The 17,923-nt window shown below is 70.6% G+C and carries 17 protein-coding genes; 2 read left to right on the plus strand and 15 right to left on the minus strand.

Annotated elements, in window-relative coordinates; translation table 11 throughout:
* Positions 1 to 94: 94 nt before the first annotated feature.
* The 12 genes from infC to LCN96_RS36820 form a co-directional block, all read right to left on the minus strand.
* Positions 95 to 703, minus strand: coding sequence for a translation initiation factor IF-3 (infC, locus tag LCN96_RS36765; protein WP_084772887.1), 609 nt, complete (start codon positions 701 to 703; stop codon positions 95 to 97).
* A gap of 250 nt (positions 704 to 953) precedes the next feature.
* Positions 954 to 1,811: a shikimate dehydrogenase gene (locus tag LCN96_RS36770; protein ID WP_225267022.1), complete on the minus strand. Its 858-nt coding sequence runs from the start codon at positions 1,809 to 1,811 to the stop codon at positions 954 to 956.
* A gap of 87 nt (positions 1,812 to 1,898) precedes the next feature.
* Entirely contained in the window at positions 1,899 to 3,047 is a 1,149-nt protein-coding gene (gene mltG / locus LCN96_RS36775; protein WP_225267023.1) for an endolytic transglycosylase MltG, read from the minus strand.
* Positions 3,048 to 3,258: 211 nt separating this feature from the next.
* A complete protein-coding gene (mltG, locus tag LCN96_RS36780) occupies positions 3,259 to 4,449 on the minus strand; it encodes an endolytic transglycosylase MltG (RefSeq protein ID WP_225267024.1) in 1,191 nt (396 codons plus the stop codon).
* 70 nt (positions 4,450 to 4,519) lie between these two features.
* Positions 4,520 to 4,999: a Holliday junction resolvase RuvX gene (ruvX, locus tag LCN96_RS36785; RefSeq protein WP_225267025.1), complete on the minus strand. Its 480-nt coding sequence runs from the start codon at positions 4,997 to 4,999 to the stop codon at positions 4,520 to 4,522.
* 1 nt (position 5,000) lies between these two features.
* Positions 5,001 to 7,673, minus strand: a complete 2,673-nt coding sequence (alaS, locus tag LCN96_RS36790; RefSeq protein WP_225267026.1) for an alanine--tRNA ligase — start codon at positions 7,671 to 7,673, stop codon at positions 5,001 to 5,003.
* 96 nt (positions 7,674 to 7,769) lie between these two features.
* Positions 7,770 to 8,003 (minus strand): hypothetical protein, encoded by a 234-nt coding sequence (locus LCN96_RS36795; protein ID WP_225267027.1) that lies wholly within the window; start codon positions 8,001 to 8,003, stop codon positions 7,770 to 7,772.
* Entirely contained in the window at positions 8,000 to 8,401 is a 402-nt protein-coding gene (locus LCN96_RS36800) for a DUF948 domain-containing protein (RefSeq protein WP_225267028.1), read from the minus strand. The genes LCN96_RS36795 and LCN96_RS36800 overlap by 4 nt, the downstream gene beginning before the upstream one ends.
* 85 nt (positions 8,402 to 8,486) lie before the next feature.
* Positions 8,487 to 9,290, minus strand: coding sequence for an oxygenase MpaB family protein (locus tag LCN96_RS36805; RefSeq protein WP_263657368.1), 804 nt, complete (start codon positions 9,288 to 9,290; stop codon positions 8,487 to 8,489).
* 136 nt (positions 9,291 to 9,426) lie between these two features.
* A complete protein-coding gene (locus LCN96_RS36810; RefSeq protein WP_225267030.1) occupies positions 9,427 to 10,176 on the minus strand; it encodes a cyclase family protein in 750 nt (249 codons plus the stop codon).
* Between the two features lie 22 nt (positions 10,177 to 10,198).
* Positions 10,199 to 11,440: a replication-associated recombination protein A gene (locus LCN96_RS36815; RefSeq protein WP_397351998.1), complete on the minus strand. Its 1,242-nt coding sequence runs from the start codon at positions 11,438 to 11,440 to the stop codon at positions 10,199 to 10,201.
* Positions 11,441 to 11,540: 100 nt separating this feature from the next.
* Complete coding sequence (locus LCN96_RS36820) at positions 11,541 to 12,020, minus strand: DUF2231 domain-containing protein (RefSeq protein WP_225267032.1); 480 nt, start codon at positions 12,018 to 12,020, stop codon at positions 11,541 to 11,543.
* 170 nt (positions 12,021 to 12,190) lie between these two features.
* Between LCN96_RS36820 and LCN96_RS36825 the strand changes: the two genes are divergently transcribed.
* Positions 12,191 to 13,105, plus strand: coding sequence for a peptidylprolyl isomerase (locus LCN96_RS36825; RefSeq protein WP_225267033.1), 915 nt, complete (start codon positions 12,191 to 12,193; stop codon positions 13,103 to 13,105).
* A 57-nt stretch (positions 13,106 to 13,162) separates the two neighbouring features.
* Here the strand turns inward: LCN96_RS36825 and aspS are convergent, their stop codons facing one another.
* From aspS to LCN96_RS36840, 3 genes are read right to left on the minus strand one after another with little or no spacing between them, the layout of a single operon-like run.
* The gene (gene aspS, locus LCN96_RS36830) at positions 13,163 to 14,899 is read right to left on the minus strand and encodes an aspartate--tRNA ligase (RefSeq protein WP_225267034.1); all 1,737 of its coding nucleotides are present in this window, start codon (positions 14,897 to 14,899) and stop codon (positions 13,163 to 13,165) included.
* Between the two features lie 43 nt (positions 14,900 to 14,942).
* Positions 14,943 to 16,199 carry a histidine--tRNA ligase gene (gene hisS / locus LCN96_RS36835; RefSeq protein WP_225267035.1) on the minus strand — a complete coding sequence of 419 codons (1,257 nt, stop codon included), beginning with the start codon at positions 16,197 to 16,199 and terminating at the stop codon, positions 14,943 to 14,945.
* Positions 16,199 to 16,879 (minus strand): MBL fold metallo-hydrolase, encoded by a 681-nt coding sequence (locus tag LCN96_RS36840; protein WP_225267036.1) that lies wholly within the window; start codon positions 16,877 to 16,879, stop codon positions 16,199 to 16,201. The genes hisS and LCN96_RS36840 overlap by 1 nt, the downstream gene beginning before the upstream one ends.
* A gap of 138 nt (positions 16,880 to 17,017) precedes the next feature.
* Between LCN96_RS36840 and LCN96_RS36845 the strand changes: the two genes are divergently transcribed.
* On the plus strand, positions 17,018 to 17,899 hold the full coding sequence (locus tag LCN96_RS36845) for a peptidylprolyl isomerase (protein WP_311132009.1): 882 nt from the start codon (positions 17,018 to 17,020) through the stop codon (positions 17,897 to 17,899).
* The last annotated feature ends 24 nt before the right edge of the window (positions 17,900 to 17,923 follow it).

A 17,923-nucleotide genomic window follows, 5' to 3' on the forward strand; every position in this document is an offset into this window, starting at 1 on the left:
CCGGTGGCCGGGCCGGTGCTGGCCGGCCCGGTCGCGGCGTCTTACGTCTGCCGGTGGCTGCTGGGGTGCTTGTAAGGCTAACCCCAGCCGCGGGTCACGCTTCCGGTGCGGAAGGCTCCTCGCCGCCACGCTGCGCCTTGGCTGCGGCCTTTTCGGCCTTGGCCTCGGCCTTCTTCTTGTGCGGACCGATCACCATGATCATGTTACGACCGTCCTGCTTGGCGTGGGACTCCACGAAGCCGAGCTCCTGGACGTCGTCCGCCAGCCGCTGCAGCAGCCGGAAGCCGAGCTCCGGCCGGGACTGCTCACGTCCGCGGAACATGATCGTGACTTTGACCTTGTCCCCCGCCTTGAGGAACCGCACCACGTGACCCTTCTTGGTCTCGTAGTCGTGCGGGTCGATCTTCGGCCGGAGCTTGATCTCCTTGATGATCGTGTGCGCCTGATTCTTGCGCGCCTCGCGCGCCTTCATCGCGGACTCGTACTTGAACTTGCCGTAGTCCATGAGCTTGCACACGGGCGGTCGAGCCGTGGCCGCGACCTCGACCAGGTCGAGGTCGGCCTCCTGGGCGAGCTTCAGCGCGTCGTGAATCGAGACGATGCCTACCTGCTCGCCGTTCGGGCCCACGAGGCGAACCTCGGGAACTCGGATACGCTCGTTGATGCGGGGCTCAGTGCTGATGGGGCCTCCTAGGTTTGCGATCCCTACGTGCTCGTCGTATCGGAGCTTGACGCATTCCCCCGAATGCGAAAAGCCCCGCACGTCGCGCATGCGGGGCCACTGAGCTCTGTGGCTTTCGTGGCCTCGAGCTCCCCGGAGAAGTCCGGCGTGATCCTGGACCCGGCCACCTCGCGGTGACTCAGGTGGGAGGGAGACCTCCGCTTGCGCGTCCAGCAAGGCATGCCGGACCGATCAGAGAGCTACATTACCACAACGCCCGAGCGAGCTCGAATCATCCCGTACGGGTGGCCGACCGGCGCAGGATCTCGGCCTCACCGGCCGCCCGCATGGCCTCCACCGGCACTCCGGACACCCCGGTCATCAGCTGCACCTGCCGCACCGCCTGGTGCAGCAGCATCGCGAACCCGCCGACCACGATGCCGCCCGCGGCCGTGACGGCCGCCGCGGCGTCGGTGGGCCAGGGCGAGTAGACCACGTCGAAGAGCGCGGGCACGCGCGCCAACCGGCCGGCGAAGGCGTCGGCGGCCCCGCCCGGCAGCGTGGAGACCATGAGGTCCACCCCCGCGTACGCGTCGAGCTTGTCGAACGTCTCCACCGCCAGCGCCACGCCCAGCCGCTCGGCCACCGCCACCGTCTCCCCCGCCCGGGCGGGATCGCGGACGAGCAGCGTGGCGGAGAACAGCCCGAGGTTGCGCAGCGCGGCCAGCGCGGAGGCCGCCGTGGCCCCGCCGCCCAGGACGGTGGCCGAGCGCGGCGCCGGCACCCCCGCCTCGGCCAGCGCCTGCTCGATGCCGTAGACGTCGGTGTTGTCGCCGTGCCGCCGCCCGTCGCGGAAGACCACGGTGTTGGCCCCGCCCACCTCGACGGCCAGCTCGGAGACCGTGTCGAGCAGGGGGAGCACGGCGCGCTTGAGCGGCATCGTGAGCGAGAGCCCCGCCCAGGCGTCCTCGCCGGCCCCGGCCTGGCCGCGCACCGGCCCCAGCCCGGCCAGCAGCCCCGGCAGCCGCGCCTCGTCGCACTCGAACGCCTCGTAGCTCCACCCGCCGAGCCCCATCGCCTGATAGGCGGCCCTGTGCAGGTAGGGCGAGAGCGAATGGCCGATGGGCGACCCCATCACCGCAGCCCGCATCCCCCACTCCTTCCGAACCAGCACGACCTTACAGCGAGCGGCCGCCCGGAGAGGTCCGGGCGGCCGCTTCAGGCCGGGCTCAGGTTGTCAGCCGCCGTTGGCGCGGTACTCGGTCAGCAGCTTGTTGAACTCCGCCTCCGTGGTGGCGAACTTGGTGACGTTGCTCTTCGGGTCGGTGGCGACGAAGTAGAGCCAGTCACCCTTGGCCGGGTTCAGCGCGGCCTCGATGGCGTGGTCGCCGGGGTTGGTGATGGCGCCCGGCGGCAGCCCGTCGACGTAGTACGTGTTGTACGGGTGCCTGGTCTGCGTCTCGGCGTTGGTGGCGGCGGTGCCGAACTTGCCGAGCGCGTACATCGTCGTGCTGTCCATCTGCAGCTTCATCGGCAGCTTGAGCCGGTTGTAGATGACCCTGGAGATCTTCGCCATGTCCTCCTGCCGGCCCGCCTCGGCCTGCACGATGCTTGCGATGACGACGATCTCGTGCGGCGTGCGGCCCAGCGCCTTGGCGCCGGCTTCGAGCTCCGCCTGGTCGGCCGCCTGCTTGAACCGGTCGACCATCGTCGCCAGCATCTCCTTGGGCGTGTCCTTCGGCTGGAACTCGTAGGTGGCGGGGAAGACGTAGCCTTCGAGCTTGCCCTTGGCGTACGGCGGCAGGTCGAGGGCGTCGACGTCCTTGGCCGCCGCGGCGAACTCCTTGGCCGGCTTGCCGGTCTGCTTGGCCAGCTCGTTGTAGGCCTGCGAGAGCCGCAGCCCCTCCGGGAGCCGGACCTTGGCGAGCAGCTTGTTACCGGGGACGAGCAGCGCGGCGGCGCTGGCGGCCGACATCTGCTTGCGCAGCTTGTACTCGCCGGGCTGCAGCGAGGCGCTCATGTTGGCGTTGGAGATGGCGTTGGTGAAAGCTCTGGCGCTCGCGACGACGCCCTGCTTCTCCAGCTCCTGTGCCACCTCCGACGCGCTCTGGCCGGGCTTGATCTCGATGATGACCTCGCCGGTCCCCTGACCGGTGTAGTCGTCGGGCACGAGAGCGTCGCTGAGCCAGAGGTAACCGTAGTAACCGCCGCCGCCGATGATGCCCGCCAGCACGACGAAGGCGAGCAGCGGCGCGATGAATCCGCCCCGGTTGCGGCGGCGGCGCCGCCTGCGGCCGCCTCGCTTGCCGGAATTCCGGGAGCGGCGCCGGGACGAGCCTTCGTCGTCCTCGGCACCGAGCAGGGTGTTCAGGTCGAGATCGTTCATAGGTGCGCTGGCCAATCTCCCGGTACCGCCGGTCGGTCGTCAAGCGGAACTGCCCAACCGGCTGGTGTCACCGAGCGAAACTGGGGGAGCCGCCGTACGAGTCGCGCCGCACGGCGGGGGTCACTCTGGGTAGCCATGCTAGGGGACGGAAAGAGGACACACGCCCCACTTTGGGACCTTTGTGCGGGAACGAAGGGGATCCCGTCGAACATCAGCTAGCCCCGAGGTTCTTGTTCAACTCTTCCCGGTATCTCACGAACTCGCTCTCTTTGCTGGTGAATTTGGTGATTCTATGCGCTGGATCCGTCGTTACAAACCACCGCCAATCACCCTCGGCAGGGTTCAGGGCCGCCATCAGCGCCTTCTCGCCAGGATTGGCGATGGGCCCGGGTGGGAGTCCTTTGTGGCGATAGGTGTTGTATGGGGAGTTCACCTTGGTGTCACGCTCCGTGACCTTCAGGGTCCTGCGGTTCTGCGCGTACAGGACCGTGCTGTCGATCTCCAGCGGCATGTCCCCCGCCAGGCGGTTGTAGATCACCCGGGAGATCTTGGGATAGTCGGCGTCCGTGCCGCCCTCGGCCTGGATCATGCTGGCCACCGTGACGACCTGCAGCGGCGACAGCCTCACCTGCGCGGCCTGCTCCTCCAGGCCCACGTGCCGCGCGGCTGCGGCGAAGCGCTCGGCCATGGCCGCCAGCACGTCCACAGGCGTGTCGCCGGGCTCGATCTCGTACGTGGCCGGGAACAGGAACCCCTCCAGGCCCTTGGCGTACTCGGGCAGGCCGACCAGGGCCTGGTCCACGCTCTTCAGCGCCTGGAGCGACAGCCCGGCCTGCTTGACCAGGCGGTCCAGCACCTCCGGCACCCGCAGGCCCTCGGGCACGGTCACCCGCCGCACGATCCGCGCGGCCGGGGAGAGCAGCAGGTCCAGCGCCGCACCCGCGGCCATGCCCTTGCGCAGGCGGTAGTGGCCGGGCCGCAGCCGCTCGCTGACCGCGCGGTCCTCGGTCACGTTCACGAACGAGCGCGCGCTGGCCACCACGCCGGCCTCGGCCAGCGCGGAGCCGATCGCCTCCGCGCTGGAGCCGGGCGCGATCCGCACGGTCACCGCGCCGTTGCCCGGCCCGTCGAAGTCGGCGGGGCTCAGGTACGGCTTGAGCACCGCGATGGCGCCCCCGCCCAGGGCCAGCGCCCCGGCCAGCAGGCCCGCAGAGAGCAGGCCCACCTTGCGCACGGCCCGGCGGCGCGGCGCGGGCAGCGCGATGACGTCCGCCTCGGGGACGGCCTGCCCGGCCGCCGCCTCCGGCTGCTGCTCCGGGCGGGGCGGCTCGTCCTGCCCCTCCCCCTGCCGGAACGGGATCACGTCGCCGACGTCGTTCTCGTCCTCAGGACCCCCGGTCACGAGAGCACCCCGCTCCCGAGCCGGACGCCGGTCACCTGACCGGCGGGGCGGACCCCCGTCGTCCGCCCGCTCATGAGGCAGGTCCGTCGGCCGCCGATGGCGGTTCGACGGGCCTGCCTGGTGGTCTTTCCGTCGCGCGCTCGGAGTCGAGCGCGTCCTGCAGCAGCACGACGGCCGCCGCCTGGTCGACGACGCCCCGCTGCTTCTTGGCGCGCACGCCGCTGGCCCGCAGCCCCTGCTGCGCCGCGACGGTCGTCAGCCGCTCGTCGAACAGCCGCACGGGCGTGGGCGCCAGCTTGGCCGCCAGCTTGGCGGCGAACTCGCGCGCCAGCCCCGCGGCCTGGCCCTCACGCCCCGACAGCGAGGTGGGCAGCCCCACGACGACCTCGATCGCCTCGTGCTCGGCGACGATCGCCGCGATGCGGTCGAGGTCGCCCTTGCCCCGCCTGACCGTCTCGACCGGCGTGGCCAGCATCCCGCTGGGGTCGCTGCGGGCCACGCCGACACGTACGGAGCCGACGTCCACGCCGATCCGTGAACCGAACCTCATGTCAGCCGAGCTGCCCAGAAATCGCCTCTTCGACCAGCCGCAACGCGTCGCCGATCGCCTCCGGCCGCGTGCCACCGCCCTGCGCGACATCGTCCTTGCCGCCACCGCCACCCCCAAGAGCCTTGGCGGCGACGCCGACCAGCTGTCCGGCCTTGAGCCCCCGCTCGCGCCCCGCCTCGTTGACCGTGGCAACCACCACCGGCCGGTCGGAGGGGGCACCGGCGATCACGACGACCGCCGGCCTGTCGGCCGGGAACCTGCCACGCACATCAAGCGCGAGCTTACGCAGGTCATCGGCGCCGGTTCCATCAGGCGCGCGGTGTGTCACCACGGAGACACCCCGCACGTCACTCGCCTGGGACACCAGCTCGCCCGCCGCCTGGAGCACCTGGGCAGAGCGGAGCTTCTCCAGCTCCTTCTCCGCCGTGCGCAGCCGGGTGACGATGCCGTCGATGCGCTCGGGCAGCTCCTCGCGGCGTGCCTTGAGCTGCTCGGTGAGCTGCGCGACCAGCACGCTCTCGCGCGCCAGGAAGCGGAAGGCGTCGATGCCGACGAGCGCCTCGACGCGGCGCACGCCCGCGCCGACCGACTGCTCGCCCAGCACCTTGACCAGGCCGAGCTGGCCGGAGCTGTGCACGTGGGTGCCGCCGCACAGCTCGCGCGAGTAGTCGCCGATCTCGACCACGCGGACCTCGTCGCCGTACTTCTCGCCGAACATCGCCAGCGCGCCCATCGCCCTGGCCTCCGCCTGCGAGGTGTAGAACGCGTTGACCTTGAGGTCGTTCACCAGCACGGCGTTGACCTCGTCCTCGACGTCACGCAGCACGCTCGGCGGCACCGCGCCCGCGGAGGTGAAGTCGAAGCGGAAGCGGCCGGGCGAGTTCTCCGAGCCCGCCTGCGCCGCCGTCTCACCCAGCGCGTTCTTGAAGCCGCGGTGGACGAGGTGGGTGGCGCTGTGGCTGCGCGAGATCGCGCGGCGGCGCTCCAGGTCGATCTCGGCCTGCGCCTCGTCGCCGACCTTGAGCTCGCCGCTGCGGATCTTGCCGCGGTGCACGACGAGGCCCGCGAGCGGCGACTGCACGTCCACCACCTCGACCTCGGCGCCGCTGGTGCGGATCACGCCCTGGTCGGCGAGCTGGCCGCCGCCCTCGGCGTAGAACGGGGTGCGCTGCAGCACGACCTCGACCGTGGTGCCCGCGCCCGCCGCCGGGACGGGCACGCCGTCCACCAGGATGCCGACCACGCTGGTGTCGGCCTCGGTCTGGTCGTAGCCGAGGAACTCGACCCGGCCCGCGGTCTCCAGCAGCTGCCCGAAGACGGAGATGTCGGCGTTGCCGGTCTTCTTCGCCTTGGCGTCGGCCTTGGCCCGCTGCCGCTGCTCCTTCATGAGACGGCGGAAGCCCTCCTCGTCCACCTGGAGCCCGTGCTCGGCCGCCATCTCCAGCGTCAGGTCGATCGGGAAGCCGTAGGTGTCGTGCAGCTGGAACGCCTGGTCGCCGGAGATCGTGCTGCCGGACTTGCGCTTGGTCTCCTCGACCGCCACGTCGAAGATCGCCGTGCCGGTGCGCAGGGTGCCGAGGAAGCTCGCCTCCTCGGCGTCGATGACCGAGTGGATCTGCGGCGCGTCGGTCTTCAGCTCGGGGTACTGCTCGCCCATCACGTTGATCGCGACGTCGGTCAGCTCGTGCATGTACCGCTCGTCGCCCGAGCCGAGCAGCCGCAGGTTGCGGATCGAGCGGCGCAGGATGCGACGCAGCACGTAGCCGCGGCCCTCGTTGCTCGGCAGCACGCCGTCGGCGACCAGCATGGTGCCGGTGCGCACGTGGTCGGCGATCACGCGCAGGCTTACGTCGGAGCGGTGGTCGCGGCCGTAGCGGGTCTTGGTGAGGTCGGCCGCCCTGTCGAGGATCTTGTAGGTGGTGTCGATCTCGTAGATGTTGTCGACGCCCTGCAGGATCGCCGCCATGCGCTCCAGGCCCATGCCGGTGTCGATGTTGCGGCTCGGCAGCTCGCCCGCGACGTCGAAGTCGACCTTGGAGCGCACCGCGCTGAGCTGGTACTGCATGAAGACGAGGTTCCACACCTCGAGGTAGCGGTCCTCGTCGGCGACGGGACCGCCCTCCTTGCCGTACTCGGGGCCGCGGTCGTAGTAGATCTCCGAGCAGGGGCCGCCGGGGCCGGGCACGCCCATGTGCCAGTAGTTGTCCTCCAGGCCGCGGCGCTGGATGCGGCTCTCCGGCAGGCCGACCTTGTCACGCCAGATCTCGAACGCCTCGTCGTCCTCGAGGTAGACCGTCGCCCACAGCTTGTCCTCGGGGAAGCCGAAGCCGCCGTCGGACTCGGACTTGGTCAGCAGGTCCCACGCGAACGGGATCACTTCGGCCTTGAAGTAGTCGCCGATCGAGAAGTTGCCCAGCATCTGGAAGAACGTCGCGTGCCGGGTGGTCTTGCCGACCTCGTCGATGTCGGGGGTGCGCACGCACTTCTGCGCGGTGGCCAGCCGTGGCGCCGGAGGCTTTCGCTGCCCCAGGAAGTACGGCTTGAACGGTGCCATACCCGCGTTGACCAGGAGAAGCGTCGGGTCCTCAGCGATCAGGCTGGCCGAGGGCACTACCTTGTGCCCACGCTCCTCGAAGAAGCGCAGGAAGCGGCGCGCGATCTCTGCCGACTCCATTGTGGCCATCCTTTGCTGTAGTCAGTTGTTTTCTAGCGTTGACGATCGCCGTGCTCGGCGACGCCGCCACGGCGGGCGCCCTTGCCAGGGGGCTCGTCAGCGGCTGCTGTCCTCAGCGTTGTCGAGCCCGAAGCGTGCTCGCAACTCCGTTTCGCGCGCCGCGGCCTCGCCGAGCGCGTCGGAAGTAAAGTCTCTCACCCTCCGGAGCATCCCCGCCGCGCCGTCGGCCGTGCGGCGGGCGACGTGGTCGGGGTGCAGCGCCTGCAGCCTGCGCATCACCCAGAGGGCCAGGAACGCGCCGAGCAACAGGTAGAACAGCCTTCTTATCATCGCACCCGCCCCTGCTCGCGCCGTCTCACGCGGGCCCTGGGCCGGCTGACGCGGCGGGCCTCGATGGCCCGGCGCACGCCGTAGCCGAGCGCGGACACCTTGACCAGCGGCCCGGTGAAGATCGTCTGCGTGACGGCGCTCAGCTTGGCCGCGTGCCCGCTGACCTGCTTGACGTCCTTGGCGATGGCTTCCACGGCGACCAGCTGCCTGTTGGTCTCGTTGACCGTGACGCTCAGGTCGTCGAGCAGCGGCGCGAGGCGGTTGTTCAGGTCGGAGACCGCCTTGCTGGTCTCGGTGAGCAGCCTCGCGAGCTTGACGAGCACCATCGCCATGACGCAGACCAGGACCACCCAGCCCGTGGCCGCGATCAGCCCGGCGACCTCTCCAGCGGTAAGCATCCGCTCATCTCCCTCGTACGCTGGGCCGGAACGGCAAGACCCTATCGCGTTCGAGTGACAACGTTAGTGGCGTATGCGGCCTTGATCAGGCTGCCACGTCGGCCCCTGGCACTTCCGTGACCGCGCGCATGAGCCCTCGTGCCGCCCTGATCTCGGGCGCCACCAGCCGTTCCGGCAGCGCCATGGCCGCCGTGCGCAGCGCCTTGAGCGCCGCGTCCGCCGCGTACCCGGCCGCCCGATGGCCGCGGCAGCCGTACAGCTGCCTGGCCCACGCGGGCAGCGTCGCGAACGCCAGCGCGCCCACGGCGGGCAGCGAGCCGAGCGCGAGCGGCGGCGCGATGAACGCCAGCCGGAGCGAGAGCTGCGGGCTGAGGCTGCGGCGCAGCGCGTCGCGCGCCTCCTCGGTGGCCGACAGGTAGGGGCGCATGCCGGCGAAGTAGTCGTCCAGCTCCCCCGTGTCGCGCGGGACGTCCCCGAGGCCCACGAGGCGGGCGCTGCGACACTGCTCGGCCACGTACGCGTCGCGCTCGGCCGCGCTGAGCGGCACGCCGGAGCGCCTGGCCACCTCCAGGTAGGAGGAGACCTCCACGCAGTGCACCCAGCGCAGATTCTCCTCCTCGTTGACCCGGAACAGCGTGCCGGTGTCGGTGTCGAGGCCGATGAGGCGGGCGTGCACCCGCCGGGCACGCTCGGCCGCGTGCTCGGCCTGCTCCCGGGTGCCGAACGTGCGCACCGCGAGGTAGTCGCGCTGGCGCCGGAGTCGGGCGCGGGCCACCTCGGGGTCGTCGAGGAGGCAGTTCTGGGCGATGCCGCGGATCGTGCGGGGGTGCAGGGACTGGAGCTGGAAGGCGCGTACGGCGGCCGGCCAGCCGGGCGTCTCGACGTGCACGCGCCAGGTGATCGACTGTGGGCCGAAAAGGCCGCCGCCGGGGGTAACCGTTGCCTTCACATGGTGGTGATTCCCCGCGATCGCCTACTTAGTACGACTTTGCACGATTCGACGGCGAAGCAGACGCAGGCCCAGATCACGGCAGGCGGGCGTAGGCACGCACCGGGACTCGGCCGACGCCCAGCACGCGCGGCGGCGCGGCCGTGAACAGCGCGCCGGTCGGCGGGAGCTGCTCCAGGCCGGTCAGCCGCTCGACGACGGGCACGCCGCCGGCGAGCAGCGCCTGCCGTGCGGGGCGCGCCTCGTGGGCGCAGTCGTCGAGGCCGTCGGCGTCGGTGCCGACCAGCACCGCCCCGTGCTCGACGAGCCAGGTGGCCGCCTCCGGGGCCAGGCAGTGGCCCTCGCGTACGCCGGTGTGCAGCAGCACGGCGTGGCCGCGTACGTCGAAGGGGGCCAGCGAGCCGACCCCGACGGGGGTGCGCCGCGCGCCCGTCACCCGCACGACCACGGCGGGCAGGTCCACCGAGCGGGACAGCTCCACGGCGCCCAGGTCGCCGGCGGGGGCCTCCAGGTAGGTGCCGCCCTCCTTGGGCGGGTGGCTGAGCTCGGCCAGCCGCCCCCGGCCGCCGCCGGCCGCGGGCGGGCCGCTGCGGCGCGGGTCGGACGGGCCGCCTCTGGTGCCCTTGTGCGCCTCGGGGAAGACGCGCACGCCGGCCAGCTCGACGGTGTCGGTCATGAGCAGGCCGAGCGAGGCCACGAACAGCTCGGCGATGTCGGCTTCGGAGGCGTCGGGGCCGGGCAGGTCCACCCGGAAGCCGTGCACGGTCAGGTCGCCGCCGTTGCTGAAGGCGATGCGGGCGTCGAAGCAGGCGCGGTACTCGGTCATCTCGCGATCAACCTATCGCGGGTCAGGGCTTGCGGAGGAAGTCGCGGATCTTCGCCCAGCGCTCGGCCACCGGCCCTTCGGCCCCGTGCCGGGTGGGCTCGTAGTAGCGCCGCTCGCGCACCTGCTCGGGCGCGTAGTCCTGGCGCACCAGCCCGTGCTCGTAGTCGTGCGGGTACTTGTAGCCGTCGCCGTGCCCGAGCTTGGCGGCACCGGAGTAGTGGGCGTCGCGCAGGTGGCCGGGCACCTGCCCGATCAGGCCCTTGCGGACGTCGCCGATGGCCGCGCCGATGGCCTTGACCACGGCGTTGGACTTGGGGGCCATGGCGCAGTGGATCACGGCGTGCGCGAGGTTGATCTGCCCCTCGGGCAGCCCGATGAGCTGCACCGCCTGCGCCGCCGCCACGGCCGTCTGCAGGCAGGTCGGGTCGGCCATGCCGACGTCCTCGGAGGCGAAGATGACGATGCGGCGGGCGATGAAGCGCGGGTCCTCGCCGGCCTCGATCATGCGGGCCAGGTAGTGCAGCGCGGCGTCGGCGTCGGAGCCGCGCATCGACTTGATGAACGCGCTGATCACGTCGTAGTGCTGGTCGCCCTGCCGGTCGTAGCGGACGGCCGCCTTGTCGACGGCCTTCTCCACCACCTCGACCGTGATGTCGTCGGCCAGCAGCGCCGCCGCCTCCAGGTAGGTCAGCGACCGGCGCGCGTCGCCGCCCGCCAGGCGCACCAGGTGCTCCAGCGCCTCGGGGGCGAGGGTGGCCCGGCCGGCCAGGCCGCGCGGGTCGGCCACGGCACGCCGCAGGACGGCGCGCACGTCGTCGTCGGTCAGGGACTCCAGCGTGAGCAGCAGCGAGCGCGACAGCAGCGGCGAGATGACCGAGAAGAACGGGTTTTCCGTGGTGGCGCCGATGAAGGTGACCCAGCGGTTCTCCACGGCGGGCAGCAGGGCGTCCTGCTGGGCCTTGTTGAAGCGGTGCACCTCGTCGACGAACAGCACCGTCTGCCGCCCCGTCATGCCGAGCTCGCGGCGCGCGTTGTCGATGGCGGCGCGCACGTCCTTGACGCCCGCGGACACGGCGGAGATCTCCACGAAGCGGCGCTTGGTGACATTGGAGACGACGTAGGCCAGCGTGGTCTTGCCGGTGCCGGGCGGGCCCCAGAGGAACAGCGACATGGGAGCCTCGCTCTCGACCAGGCGCCGCAGCGGGGTGCCGGAGCCCAGCAGGTGCCGCTGGCCGATCACCTCGTCGAGCGTGCGCGGGCGCATGCGCACCGCGAGGGGCTGCGGGGTGGCCTCCTCAGCCGCCGAGTCGAACAGGCTATCCACAACGCGAGATTACACGGTGCGGCGCGCCCGACGGTCCGCGTCAGGACCACACGGCTCTGGCCCCCGAGTCGCCGGCCTGGAAGACGTAGTAGCCGCAGACCGCCGCCAGCACCACCGTCAGCGCGGACAGGATCACGGTGACGGTGCTGCCGAAGCGGTCGCGGCCGACGGAGTCGCGGGCGGGGCGGGTGGCGTAGACCAGCAGCAGGGCGACGGCGCCGAGCCCGAGCACCGACATCAGCAGCGGGGTGGCGAAGCTCTCGTGCGCCGAGATGCGGGCGGCCATCTCGCCCTCCGCCGTGCTGAAGCGGGCCGCCTTGAGGCTCTCCCCGCTCTGCCTGGCCGCGAAGACCGCCGCCGGCGCGGCCAGACTGAGCAGCACCACGGCCCAGGCGAGGTTCGCGCGCCGGCGCGGCAGCAGCGCGTGCGCGATCGCGACCAGCACGAGCAGCGGGGTCAGCACCACGGCGAAGTGAATGATCAGGGGGTGGGCCGGCAGGCCCATGATCTCGTCGAACATGGAACGCCTCCTCAGTGCTCATTTCAACTACGTTTGCCGACACCATAAGGTTCGCTACCACAACAGTCGCAGTCTGCGGCTTTCGCCACTTACGTCCGTCACATATCGGAGGCCGGTAGCATGCGCGGAGTTGTTTGGTCATGCCTTGGCAAAGACGAGAGGACATAGCGGTGAGCGGCGACGACCGCCAGAACGAAGAGGACCGCCAGAAAGAGCTGGCGCGGGAGCATAAGGAACGGCAGGCGAAGCGCGCCGCCGAGCAGAGCGCCAAGTCGAGGCGGAACACGTTCATCGGCGCGGCTGTGGCCGTCGTCGTGGTCGCGGGCGGCATCTTCGCGGCGACCACCCTGGTCAACAACGACTCCGGGGAGGCGGCGGCGCAGAGCAGCGCCTCGCCCAGCGCCTCGGCGTCGCCGTCGGCATCGGCGTCCATCCCCGTGCCGTCCACGAGCCCATCGAAGGCCGCCCCCGTGAGCTGCACCTACAAGCGGGAAACCTCGGTGCCGAACAAGTTCGTGGGCCTGCCGGGCAAGAAGCCGAACATGAAGCTGAAGAAGATGACGATCGAGCTGAACCGCGGCACGGTCGTCGTCGACCTCATGACGGACATGGCGCCCTGCACGGTCAACTCGCTGAACTTCCTGGCGAAGAAGAAGTTCTACGACAACATGAAGTGCCACCGCCTGGTCACGCCCGACGTGTCCGGCGTGCACATGCTGCAGTGCGGCGACCCGCTGGCCAAGGCCGACGGCAAGAACCCGACGGACGGCCAGGGCACGGCCGGGTACGTCTACGCCGACGAGAACTTCGAGATCCCGCTCGGCAAGGGCGTGGTGTTCATGACGCAGCCGGGTGACGCGGCGGGCCAGAACAACAGCCAGTTCGCGATCTCGCTGTCGGACGAGAACGTGCAGATCGGCGACGGCTACTCGGTCGTCGGCATGGTCAGCGAGGGCATGGACATGCTCGTCGGCCTGGCCTCCAGCGGCAAGGACCTGATCGTCAACGAGGCCGACATCACGGGCGACGGCGGCACCACCGTGCCGAAGAACCCGGTGATCATCAAGCGGATCACGTTCTCCTGACGCGACGCGCACACAGGAAGGGCCGGGGCGAGGCGCCCCGGCCCTTCGTCATGACCGCTAGACCTCGGACTTGGGCTTGGCGTCCACGCCCGCTTCCTTGCGCTGGTCGGCCGTGATCGGCGTCGGCGCGCCCGTGAGCGGGTCGAAGCCGGAGGCCGTCTTCGGGAACGCGATCACGTCGCGGATCGAGTCACCGCCGGACAGCAGCATGCAGATCCGGTCCCAGCCGTAGGCGATGCCGCCGTGCGGCGGCGGGCCGTACTTGAACGCCTCCAGCAGGAAGCCGAACTTGCTCTCCGCCTCCTCCTTGGAGATGCCGAGCACGTCGAACACGCGCTGCTGCATCTCGGCCCGGTGGATACGGATGGAGCCGCCGCCGATCTCCATGCCGTTGCAGACCATGTCGTAGGCGTAGGCCAGAGCCTCGCCCGGGTGGTCCTGGAAGTTGTCGGCCCACTCCGGCTTCGGGCCGGTGAACGGGTGGTGCACGGCCGTCCAGCCGCCTTCGCCGTCCTCCTCGAACATGGGGGCGTCGACGACCCACAGGAACGACCACTGCGACTCGTCGATGAGGCCGCAGCGCCGCCCGATCTCCAGACGGGCCGCGCCCAGCAGGTCGCGGGAGGCGCTCCTGGCGCCGGCGGCGAAGAAGATCGCGTCGCCCGGCTGCGCGCCCACCTTGGCGGCCAGGCCGGACAGCTCCTCCTCCGACAGGTTCTTGGCGACCGGGCCGCCGAGCGTGCCGTCCTCCTGGACCAGGACGTACGCCAGGCCCTTGGCGCCGCGCGAGCGCGCCCACTCCTGCCAGCCGTCGAGCTCCTTGCGGGTCTGCGAGGCCCCGCCCGGCATGACGACGGCGCCCACGTAGTCGGCCTGGAAGACACGGAAGGTGGTGCCGGCGAAGTACTCCGTCATCTCGACCAGCTCCTGGCCGAAGCGCAGGTCCGGCTTGTCGGAGCCGTAGCGGGCCATGGCGTCGGCGTAGGTCATGCGCGGCAGCGGGGTCGGCAGCTCGTAGCCCACGATCTCCCGCCACAGCCGGCCGATCAGCTTCTCGCCGACCTCGATGACGTCCTCCTGGTCCACGAAGGACATCTCGACGTCGATCTGCGTGAACTCCGGCTGCCGGTCGGCCCGCAGGTCCTCGTCGCGGTAGCACTTGGCGAGCTGGTAGTAGCGCTCCAGGCCGGCCACCTGGAGGAGCTGCTTGAACAGCTGGGGCGACTGCGGCAGCGCGTACCAGTTGCCGGGCTGCAGGCGCACCGGCACCAGGAAGTCACGCGCGCCCTCGGGCGTGGAGCGGGTCAGCGTCGGCGTCTCGACGTAGACGAAGCCCAGCTCGTGCATCACCTCGTTGGCCAGGTAGGTGGCCTTGGAGCGGGTGCGCATCGCGCCGGCGACCTGCTGGCGGCGGATGTCGAGGTAGCGGTACTTCAGCCGCGCCTCCTCCGACACCCCCACGTTGCCCTCGATGGGGAACGGCAGCGGCGCGGACTCGCTCAGCACCTCGACCCGCTCGGCCACCACCTCGATCGCACCCGTCGGCAGCTCGGGGTTCTCGTTGCCCTCGGGGCGCACCCTGACCTGGCCGGTGACCTGCACGCAGTATTCGGCGCGCAGGTCGTGGGCGTGGTCCTCCTCGCGGAAGACCACCTGCGCCGAGCCGGAGGCGTCACGCAGGTCGATGAAGACGACGCCGCCGTGGTCACGGCGGCGGGCCACCCATCCTGCGAGCGTCACCTGCTGCCCGGCGTGCTCCTCACGGAGCGACCCGGCGGTATGCGTGCGGATCACTGCACAATCCCTTCGTACGGATAGGGGGAGAAGGGCGAGCCGATCACTGCACCTTCTCCTTCAAGACGTCGACGACCTTGGCCAGCGGCACCTCGGACTGCTCGGCGGTGGCCAGGTCCTTCACTTGCACGGCACCGGCCGCGAGGTCGCGCTCGCCGAGGATCAGCGCGAAGCGGGCGCCGGAACGGTCGGCCCCCTTCATCGCCCCCTTGAGCCCCTTGCCGCCGAAAGCCATGTCGGCGGCGACTCCGGCCGCGCGCAGCTCGCTCAGGAGCTTGAACATCGCCCGCGCCGCCTCGTCGCCCAGCGCCACACCGTACACCTCGCAGCGGGCCGGGACATCGAGAGTCACACCTTCGCGCTCCAGGGCGATGACGGTGCGGTCGAGGCCGAGCCCGAAGCCGATGCCGGGCAGCCGCGGCCCGCCGATGGCCTCCGACAGGCCGTCGTAGCGGCCGCCGCCGCCGATGCCCGACTGGGCGCCCAGCAGCGGGTGGTCGAACTCGAACGTGGTGCGCGTGTAGTAGTCGAGGCCGCGCACCAGCCGGGGCTGGTCCTCCCACGGGATGCCCAGGTCGGCCAGGAGCCGCTTGACGCGGTCGTGGTAGGCCCGGCAGTCGGCGCACAGGTGGTCGCCGATCAGGGGCGCGTCGTCGAGCTGCGCGCGGACCTCGGGGCGCTTGTCGTCGAGCACCCGCAGCGGGTTGACCTCGATGCGGGCGCGGGTGGCTTCGTCGAGGTCCAGCCCGCGCAGGAACTCCTGCAGGCGGGCGCGGTAGACCGGGCGGCACTCGGCGCAGCCGAGCGAGTTGAGCAGCAGCCGGACCTGGGTCAGGCCGAGCGAGGTGTACCAGCTCCAGGCCAGCGCGATGGTCTCGGCGTCCACCGCCGGGTCCTCGCTGCCGATGGCCTCCAGGTCGAGCTGGTAGAACTGGCGGTAGCGGCCCTCCTGCGGCGCCTCGGCGCGGAAGACCGGCCCGTCGGTCCACACCTTGACCGGGAGCTGGCCGCGGTGCAGGCCGTACTCCAGGACCGCGCGCAGCACGCCCGCGGTGAACTCCGGGCGCAGCGTCAGCGACCTGCCGCCGCGGTCGGTGAAGGTGTACATCTCCTTGCTGACGACGTCGGTCGACTCGCCGACGCCCCGTGCGAACAGCTGGGTGTCCTCGAAGACCGCGGTCTCGAGGTAGGAGTAGCCCGCACGCCTGGCCGTCTCCGCGAACGCCCCGCGGATCGCGTAGAACGTCGACGCCTGCGGTGGGACGTACTCCTTGACGCCTTTGGGTGCTTGGAAAGTCATTAGATCCCTCGTGTGGGACCGGCGTGCGGCGCTGCTTCCTTGAGGTACGGATTGGTCGCGCGCTCGCGGCCGATCGTGGTCTGTGGTCCGTGGCCCGGCAGGACGACCGTATCGTCAGGCAGCGGCAGACACTTGGTAGCCAGGCTGCGCAGAATCGTCGGGTAGTCGCCGCCGGGAAGATCGGAGCGGCCGATGGAGCCGGCGAACAGCAGGTCGCCCGAGAACATGATCTCGTCGTCGGGCAGCCGGAAACTCACCGACCCCCTGGTATGGCCGGGCGTGTGGTCGACCACGAGCTCCAGGCCGGCGAGCCGCAGCACGGCGCCGTCGGACAGCTCGCGCACGTCGTCGGGCTCGCTCAGCGTGATGCCGCCGAACAGCGAGGCGCTGGTGTCGGACCAGCCCGCGGCGGGGTCGCTCAGCAGGTGGCGGTCGTCGGGGTGGATCCACGCGGGCACGTCGCGCGCGCCGCACACGGGGGCGACGGACCAGACGTGGTCGAGGTGACCGTGGGTGAGCAGGACGGCGACGGGCTTGAGCCGGTGCTCGCGCAGCAGCTCCTCCACGCCCTCCGTCGCGTCCTGACCTGGATCGACGATCACGCACTCCTCGCCGGCCGCGGGCGCGACGACGTAACAATTGGTCTGGAAGGCCCCTGCGGGGAAGCCTGCGATGAGCATCTGCCTCAGGTGATCTCGTCGAAAAGCCAATGGGAATGTAACCGAAGGGTACCGGTGCGGGTCGCCGGGCTGCGAATCATTACCCGTTGGCCGATACGATTCGCCCACCTCAGTTGATTGACTATGGGAGGCAAAGCGGTGGCCACGGGGAAGGACCGGCAGAAGCAGCTGGCACGCGAGCACTACGAGCGGCAGATGCAGCGCCGCATCGAGCGCGAGCAGAAGGCCAAGCGCACGGCGATCATCGGCTCCACCGTGGGCGTGGTGATCGTGGTCGGCGGCATCGTGGCCGCGGTCGCGCTGCTCGGTGGCAACGACACGGGCACGGAGGCGGCCGCCTCGCCGTCCGCGTCGGCCTCGCCCGCCGAGACCGCGCAGGCGTCGGCGAGCACGGGGCCCAAGCCCTACGACGCCAAGACGGGCACGTGCGACTACGTCAAGGACACCTCCGGCGGCACGGTCAAGGACGTCGGCATGCCGCCGGCCAAGGTCAAGACCGAGCCCGCCACGAAGACGCTGACGTTCAAGACGAACCAGGGCGACATCGTGGTCGAGCTGAACAACGCCAAGGCGCCGTGCACGACCAACTCGCTGGAGTTCCTGGCGAAGAAGAACTATTACGACGGCAGCAAGTGCCACCGGCTCGGCAGCGAGCAGTTCCCGATGCTGCAGTGCGGCGACCCGACCGCCAAGGCCGACGGCAAGAGCCAGACCGACGGCCAGGGCGGCCCCGGTTACGTGATGGCCGAGGAGAACCTGGAGGGCGCCCAGTACAAGCGCGGCGTGATGGCCATGGCCAAAACGTCGGCCCCGGGCAGCACGGGCAGCCAGTTCTTCCTGGTTTACGGGGACATCGGACTCACCCCGGATTACACCCCGGTGGGTACGATCACCAAGGGGCTCGACATCCTGGACAAGGTGAACAAAGCAGGCAACATCCCCGGCGCCATGGGAGACGGGACTGGAGCACCAAAGCAAACCGTCGAAATCAAAGACGTGACAATCGCCGGCAAGAGCTGACGTAATACAAACTAGGGACGAAGT

The sequence above is a fragment of the Nonomuraea gerenzanensis genome (assembly GCF_020215645.1).
GTDB classification, from domain to species: Bacteria; Actinomycetota; Actinomycetes; order Streptosporangiales; family Streptosporangiaceae; genus Nonomuraea; species Nonomuraea gerenzanensis.